At 76.4% G+C, this 5,045-nt stretch carries 3 protein-coding genes; 2 read left to right on the forward strand and 1 reads right to left on the reverse strand.

What is annotated here, in order from left to right; translation table 11 throughout:
• Positions 1-584 (reverse strand): PucR family transcriptional regulator ligand-binding domain-containing protein (locus tag E4P41_RS21190; RefSeq protein WP_209307849.1); only part of this gene is annotated, 584 nt, incomplete at its 3' end.
• Positions 585-724: 140 nt separating this feature from the next.
• Here E4P41_RS21190 and gabT point away from each other — a divergent pair.
• Together gabT and E4P41_RS21200 are read left to right on the forward strand one after the other, a co-directional pair.
• Positions 725-2,083 carry a 4-aminobutyrate--2-oxoglutarate transaminase gene (gene gabT, locus E4P41_RS21195; RefSeq protein ID WP_135143176.1) on the forward strand — a complete coding sequence of 453 codons (1,359 nt, stop codon included), beginning with the start codon at positions 725-727 and terminating at the stop codon, positions 2,081-2,083.
• On the forward strand, positions 2,080-5,045 hold a 2,966-nt coding region (locus tag E4P41_RS21200; RefSeq protein WP_245177549.1), incomplete at its 3' end, for an NAD-glutamate dehydrogenase domain-containing protein. The genes gabT and E4P41_RS21200, both read left to right, overlap by 4 nt.

Raw genomic sequence — 5,045 nt, forward strand, 5'->3', positions numbered from 1 at the left:
GCCGTCGCCAGGTCACCGGCGCGGGCGCGGGCGCTGCGTGGCGCGGCCTCCAGCGGGGTGCCGGCGGCGTCGAGCAGCAGCGCCCAGCCGCCGAGGTGCCGGGCGAGCCGGTCGACGACGGCGGCCGGGGCGCCGGAGGCGACCGCGGCGCGGGTCAGCTCCTGCTGGACCGCCGACGTCCGAGCGACCGCCGCGTACTCCTCCGCGGCCAGGGCGGCCGACACCGCCCGCGAGATCGCGATGAACGGCGTCTGCCGGGGCACCTCCAGGATGGCCAGCCCCTGCGCGTCGGCCGCGGCCACCAGCTCGTCCGGCATCCGGGGGTGGCTGAGCCCGGTACCCAAGCCCAGCGCGACCACCCCGGTCTCGGCCAGCCGGCGCACGTAGTCCGGGAGCTGTGGGTCCTCGGGGGCGAGAGTCAGCCCGGTGGTGAGTAGCACCTCACCGCCCTCGAGGAACGGGGTGGGGTCGGCCAGCTCGCTGACGTGCACCCAGGAGACCGGGCGGTCCACGTCGGCGGTGGGGGTGTGCAGCGTGAGCTCCAGGGACGCGGTGCCCAGCAGGGTCGCGACGGTGACCGGCACGGGGCTGACCTCTCGACGATCTGGACACCCGGACGTCTCTGGAGTGCCGATCCGGACGGTACCGGTGGAGACGCACGCCACGGACTCTGGGGACGAGGACCTCCCCCGTCGGGGGAGGCCGGCCCCACGAGGAGACAGCGATGACCGACCTGCTCACCGGCCCCCGCACCGTCGCCCAGGAGCGGCGCCTGGTCACCGAGGTGCCCGGGCCCCGCTCGCGCGAGCTGGCCGCCCGCCGGGCCGCCGCGGTGACCTCCGCCGTGGGCAGCGTCCTGCCCGTCTACGTCGAGCGCGCCGCCGGGGGCGTGGTCGTCGACGTCGACGGCAACTCCTTTCTCGACCTCGGCTCGGGCATCGCCGTCACCAGCGTCGGCCACGCCGCGCCCGAGGTGGTGGCCGCCGTCCAGGCGCAGGTCGCCGCCTTCACCCACACCTGCTTCATGGTCGGGCCCTACGAGGGCTACGTCGCCGTCGCCGAGGAGCTCGACCGGCTGACCCCCGGCGACCACGAGAAGCGCACGGCGCTGTTCAACTCCGGCGCCGAGGCCGTGGAGAACGCGGTCAAGGTGGCCCGGGTGGCCACCGGCCGCTCGGCCGTCGTCGTCTTCGACCACGCCTACCACGGCCGCACCAACCTCACGATGGCGCTGACGGCCAAGAACAAGCCGTACAAGCACGGCTTCGGGCCGTTCGCCGGCGAGGTCTACCGCGTCCCGATGTCCTATCCGTACCGCGACGAGCCCGGGATGACCGGCGAGCAGGCCGCCGCCCGCGCGATCTCGCTGATCGAGACCCAGATCGGGGCGGAGAACGTCGCCGCCGTCCTCATCGAGCCGGTCCAGGGTGAGGGCGGCTTCGTCGTCCCGGCGCCGGGCTTCCTGCCGGCCCTGACCGAGTGGTGCCGGCGCTCGGGTGCGGTGTTCATCGCCGACGAGGTGCAGACCGGCTTCTGCCGCACCGGCGCCTGGTTCGCCGCCGAGCACGAGCAGGTCGTCCCCGACCTGGTCGCCACCGCCAAGGGCATCGCCGGCGGTCTGCCACTGGCCGGGCTCACCGGCCGCGCCGAGCTGATGGACGCCGTGCACACCGGCGGCCTGGGCGGCACCTACGGCGGCAACCCGGTGGCCTGCGCCGCCGCACTGGCCACCATCCGCACCATGCGCGATCAGGACCTGAACGGTGCCGCGCGTGCCATCGAGGCCACCATGCTGCCGCGGCTGCGCGCACTGCAGGAGCGCACCGGCGTGGTCGGCGACGTCCGCGGCCGGGGCGCGATGCTCGCCGTCGAGCTGGTCCGGCCGGGCACGAACGAGCCCGACGCCGCGCTGACCAACGCCGTCTCCAGGGCCTGCCATGCCGAAGGGGTCATCACCCTGACCGCCGGCACGTTCGGCAACGTGCTGCGCTTCCTGCCCCCGCTGGTCATCGGGCAGGACCTGCTCACCGAGGCGCTCGACGTCCTCGACGCCGCCTTCGACGCGCACGCGGCGGCCCGGTGAGCGCCCCGGCTGCCGCCGGCGCCCGCCGCCGGCTGACCCTGCGCCCCGAGGGCCACACCGGGAGCGACCGCGTCGCCGGCCTGGTCACCTGGCCCGGCCCCCGGCCGCTGCTGGCCGACGTCGTGCCGGTCTTCGACCGGCTCGGCGTGCGGCTGGCCGACGCGGTCTCGCTTCCCGGGGACGACGACGGGCCGGCGTCCCGGCTCGAGCTGGTGCTGCCGCCCGGGACCCCACCCGCCGTGGCGCTGGACCGCCTGGAGCAGGCGCTGGCCGCGGCCTGGGCCGGGGAGACCGAGCTGGACGGCCTGTCCCGGCTGACCGTCGGGGCCGGGCTGCCGGTCCGGGACGTCGACGTCCTCCGCGCGGCCTGCCGCTACCTCGCCCAGGTCGGCCTGGGCCTGTCCCGCGGCTACGTAGCGGAGACCGTCCTCGCCGCGCCGGAGTTCGCCCGCGCGCTGCTGGTGCACTTCGCCGCCCGGCACGACCCCGACGCCGCCGACCCCGTGGCCGCGGCCTCGGCCGCCGAGCACCTGGCCGAGCTGCTCACCCGGACGACGAGCCTGGACTCCGACCGCATCCTGCGCGGCCTGCGCGACGTGCTGGCCGCTGTCGTGCGCACCAACCGCTACCAGGTGGACTCCGACGGGGCGCCCCGGCCGGCGCTGGCCCTGAAGATCGCCTCCCGCGAGCTGGACCTGCTGCCGAAGCCGCGGCCGGAGGTCGAGACCTTCGTCTGCTCGCCGCCGATGGAGGGGCTGCACCTGCGCGGCGCCCGGGTGGCGCGGGGCGGGCTGCGCTGGTCGGAGCGCCCGGAGGACTTCCGCACCGAGGTGCTCGGGCTGGTCAAGGCGCAGATGGTGAAGAACGCGGTGATCGTGCCGGCGGGGGCCAAGGGCGCGTTCGTCGTCCGGAGCGACCTGCGCGGCCTGGACCGGGCGGCGGTGCAGGCGCGGGTCGCGGACGCCTACCGCACCTTCGTCGACGCGCTGCTGGACGTCACCGACGACCGGGGCGGCGACCGGGTGGTGCAACCGCCCCGCACCGTCGTGCACGACGGGCCGGACCTTTACCTCGTGGTGGCGGCCGACAAGGGGACGGCGACGTTCTCCGACCTGGCCAACGAGGTGGCCGAGCGCCGCGGCTTCTGGCTGGGCGACGCGTTCGCCTCCGGCGGCTCGAGCGGCTACGACCACAAGGCCATGGGCATCACCGCCCGCGGCGCGTGGGTGTCGGTGCGTCGCCACCTGCGCGAGCTCGGCACCGACCCGGACGGGCCGCTGACGGTCGTCGGGATCGGCGACATGTCCGGCGACGTCTTCGGCAACGGCATGCTGCTGTCCGACCGGCTGCGGCTCGTGGCCGCGTTCGACCACCGGCACGTCTTCCTCGACCCGGACCCCGACCCGGCCCGGTCCGCGGCCGAGCGCCGCCGGCTGTTCGGGCTGCCGGGCTCGTCGTGGGACGACTACGACCGCGCCGCGCTCTCCCCGGGAGGCGGGGTGCACCGCCGCGACGCCAAGAGCGTGCCCCTCTCGCCGCAGGTGCGGGCCCGGCTCGGCGTGGAGGCCGAGTCGCTGCCGCCCGCGGAGCTGGTGCGGGCGGTGCTGCGGGCGCCGGTCGACCTGCTGTGGAACGGTGGCATCGGCACCTACGTGCGGGCGGCCGACGAGACCGACGCGCAGGTCGGCGACCGCGCCAACGACGCGGTCCGCATCACCGCGGGGGAGCTGCGCTGCCGGGTGGTCGGCGAGGGCGGCAACCTGGGCCTGACCCAGCGCGCCCGGGTGGCCGCGGCGCGGGCCGGGGTGGCGCTGAACACCGACTTCATCGACAACTCCGCCGGCGTCGACACCTCCGACCGCGAGGTGAACCTCAAGATCCTGCTCCGGGGGGCGGTCGAGGACGGGGAGATCACCCGCGCCGAGCGCGACGCGGTGCTGCGCGAGGTCGCCGACGAGGTGGCCGCCGCGGTGCTGGCGGACAACGCGCTGCAGGCCCGGGCGCTGTCGGTCTGCGCGGCCCAGGCGCCGTTCCTGCTCGACCGGCACGCGCAGCTCATCAGCGACCTGGAGCGGCAGGCCGGCCTGGACCGCGACCTGGAGCAGTTGCCGGGCGAGGCCGAGATCGAGCGGCTGCGGCAGGCCGGCTCCGGGCTCACCCGGCCCGAGGCCGCCGTGCTGCTCGCGCACTCCAAGAACCTGGTGCGCGAGGAGCTGCTGGCCGGCGACCTGTCCGACGACCCGTCGACGGTCGGGGTGCTGGCGGCCTACTTCCCGCGCGCGGTGCGGGAGCGGTGGCCCGACCGGGTGGCGGCCCACGCCCTCGCGCGGGAGATCACCGCGACCCAGCTGGCCAACGACCTGGTCAATCGGGTCGGCCCGGGCTTCCTGCTGCGCCTGGAGGAGCGCTCCGGTGTCCCGACCGCGGTCGCGGCACGCGCGTACACCGTTGCCACCCAGGTGCTGGGCCTGGACCCGGTGTGGGCCCTGGTCGACGGCCTCGTCGGTGCGGAGGTGCCGCTGGCCGTGGAGCGGCTGGCGCTGCCCGAGCTGCAGGCGGCCACCGAGTCCACCGCCGACCGGCTGCTGCGGGCCCACCCCGACCCCGCCGAGCTCACCGCGGCCGCACCCGCCCTGGCCGCGGTCGCCGCCGTACTGGACCGGGACACGTGGCTGGCCCGGCGGGGGGCCGCCGGAGACCGTGCCCGCACGCTCCAGGCCGAGCTGACCGCCGCGGGTGCATCGCCGGAGCTCGCCGCACGGGTCGCCGTCCTCGGCTGCCAGGCCGACCTCGTCGACCTGGCCGGCGTGGCCCGCACCGCAGGGGTCGCCCTGGGCCGGGTGGTCGAGGCCGACGCCGCCGTGGAGCGGCTGCTGGCGCTGCCCCGGGTGCATGCCTGGACCGCGGAGCAGGCCGGCATCTCGCACTGGGTCGTCGCCGCCCGTGCGGCGCTGCGCGACGA

This window comes from Geodermatophilus sp. DF01-2, from assembly GCF_004571065.1.
Lineage (GTDB): Bacteria > Actinomycetota > Actinomycetes > Mycobacteriales > Geodermatophilaceae > Geodermatophilus.

Bases quoted from the DNA above. Each gene is read 5' to 3' on its own strand.
- gabT (WP_135143176.1), top strand. From the start codon at position 725: ATGACCGACCTGCTCACCGGCCCCCGCACCGTCGCCCAGGAGCGGCGC.